The sequence below is a fragment of the Streptomyces sp. NPDC054847 genome, assembly GCF_053610925.1.
In genome coordinates this window covers 1-1,929 of sequence record NZ_JBSGZJ010000723.1, presented here as the reverse complement: position 1 = coordinate 1,929, position 1,929 = coordinate 1, and the positions used below count along the sequence as shown (strand labels likewise).

Annotated in this window: 5 protein-coding genes; all 5 read right to left on the bottom strand. The window is 72.3% G+C overall.

The annotated features are described in order from the left end of the window. Nucleotides 1–127 precede the first annotated feature (127 nt). Nucleotides 128–427 carry a hypothetical protein gene (locus tag ACWGH4_RS34680; RefSeq protein ID WP_453467838.1) on the bottom strand — a complete coding sequence of 100 codons (300 nt, stop codon included), beginning with the start codon at nt 425–427 and terminating at the stop codon, nt 128–130. After that, the gene (locus tag ACWGH4_RS34675; RefSeq protein WP_453467836.1) at nt 399–977 is read right to left on the bottom strand and encodes an RNA polymerase sigma factor; all 579 of its coding nucleotides are present in this window, start codon (nt 975–977) and stop codon (nt 399–401) included. Before ACWGH4_RS34675 ends, ACWGH4_RS34680 begins: the two co-directional genes overlap by 29 nt. Beyond that, the gene (locus ACWGH4_RS34670; protein WP_441263982.1) at nt 970–1,062 is read right to left on the bottom strand and encodes an LPXTG cell wall anchor domain-containing protein; all 93 of its coding nucleotides are present in this window, start codon (nt 1,060–1,062) and stop codon (nt 970–972) included. The genes ACWGH4_RS34675 and ACWGH4_RS34670 overlap by 8 nt, the downstream gene beginning before the upstream one ends. Nucleotides 1,063–1,369: 307 nt before the next feature. Continuing rightward, a complete protein-coding gene (locus ACWGH4_RS34665; RefSeq protein ID WP_453467834.1) occupies nt 1,370–1,609 on the bottom strand; it encodes a hypothetical protein in 240 nt (79 codons plus the stop codon). Then, the coding region (locus tag ACWGH4_RS34660; RefSeq protein WP_453467832.1) for a hypothetical protein at nt 1,606–1,929 on the bottom strand (324 nt) is incomplete at its 5' end. The genes ACWGH4_RS34665 and ACWGH4_RS34660, both read right to left, overlap by 4 nt.

Genomic DNA, 1,929 nt, shown 5'->3' with positions numbered 1-1,929 from the left:
GGCCCCTCCCGCAGGCTGCGGGAGGGGCCGAGCCGTCCGGGCAGCCGCGTTCTCCGCCCGGGTGACGGCCGGGGAGGCGCCGAACGAGAACGCGGCAAGGCCCGGCAGTCACGGCGCTCTCTGCTTGTCAGGCGGTCGGGCGCTCCCCGTGATCCCGGTCCGCGACGGTCAGCCTGCACCCGCCGTCCTCGCAGGTGCGCCGGAGACGGCCCCGCGAGACGGTCTGCATCAGGCCGAGGGTCCAGCACATCGGGCAACCGCGCAGTGCCAGTAACCCGACCGGCAGGAGCAGCAGGCTGACCGGGCCGGTGGTCGGGAGGAACGCCACCGAGCCGATCAGGCCGCCGAAGCCGATCAGGCCCCGGACGAGGTGGCGAGGCAGGGACGAACTGGAGAAGTCAGGGCCGTCGGCCTCGGTCGTCGTCATGGGCGTCTCCAGGCGGAGGTTCGGGTCTGGCACGGAGGGACTGCTGCACCGCACCGCGGGCGCGGTGCAGACGCGATTTCATCGCCGCGGTACTGAGGCCGAGCGCCTCGGCGGCCATTCGCCCGCTGTAGCCCTGGATGTCCCGCATGATCAGCACGCGTCGCTGCTCGGCCGGCAGGGCGGCGACGGCGGCCGCCACCCTGCCCGCCTCGATGCGCTGGAGAGCCACTTCCTCGGCCGAGCGAACGGTGGCCTCGGGCAGGGGCGCATGGGCCCGCATCGTGCGCGCGCGCCGCAGACACTCGTTGCGGACGATGCGGAACATCCATGACGCCAACGCGCCGGACGCCCTGAGCATCCCGATCTTGCGATACAGGATGATCAGGGCCTCCTGTGCCGCATCCTCGGCATCCTCGGGTGTGGCGCAGAGCGAGCGGGCGAATCGCTGCACGTTCGGGTGCGAGCCCGACACCAGGGCGGTGATCGCGTCGACGTCGCCGCGCTGGGCGGCGACGATCAACTGTTCAGCGGGCCAGGACGAGTCAGCCACGGGCTTGCTTTCGCTTGCGCAGGGCGAAGTAGCCGCACGTGCAGAGCAGCACGGCTCCGGCGGCGACGGCGATTCCTATGATCATGAAGACCTCCCGATCCTGTACCGACGTTCGTCGGCACATATAGGAGGCACGGGCCCGCCGAAAGGATTCGGCCTGCGCCCGGAAAAGTTGATCGCGCCGGCAGGGCCTCAGCTTCAGTACAGGGCGCCGGCGGGTCAAGGGCGCTTCTCGGGCGGGGCCTTGGCCGGGATATGGCAGTCGCAGGTGCACACCAGGTGCCGCACCCCGGGTACGCCACTGCCGCAGGGCACATGATCGCGGCAGCGGTCGTGACGGCCGACGATGCAGCGCGGCGACCGGAACGCGGGCTCGGGCGCCGCCTCGCCGGTCACCGTTCCTCCTCCGGCCGCCCCAGCGCGTTCGCCAGAGCGCGGGCGAGCAGGGAGACACCGACGGCGTCGGCGACCTCCGGGGTCACCCACCAGGCGTCCCCCGCCCGGTCGTGATGCGGACCGTCGTGCCCCGCGGCCAGGACGCAGACCCACCCGCCGCACACCGGCCGCACCACGGCCGCGACGGCGAACACCGACCGCCGCGCCCCGCAGCGGTCCGCCACACCCCGGCTCACCAGGCACCGCCGGCGGCATGGATGTTCCGCTGGTCGATGTCCACCCCGACGGTGGCCAGCCACAACGCCCGCCGCCGCCTGCGCTGCACGGCCGTGCAGGAGTACGCCTCGACATAGGGGCGGGCGAGCGGCGACCGGGCGCCGTCGAGGAACGTGGACTGCTCGCGGGCGTACGGTGACCGCCGCCGGGCGGGGATCAGGACCCGGCCCAGTGCGTGCGCGATAGGGTCGTGAACTGCTGCTGTTTGACTTCGTATGAGTGAGTTCTGCCGTGTACGGGTGAGTTGTTGTGGGCTGTGGTGGGTGAGGGCTCGCGGGGC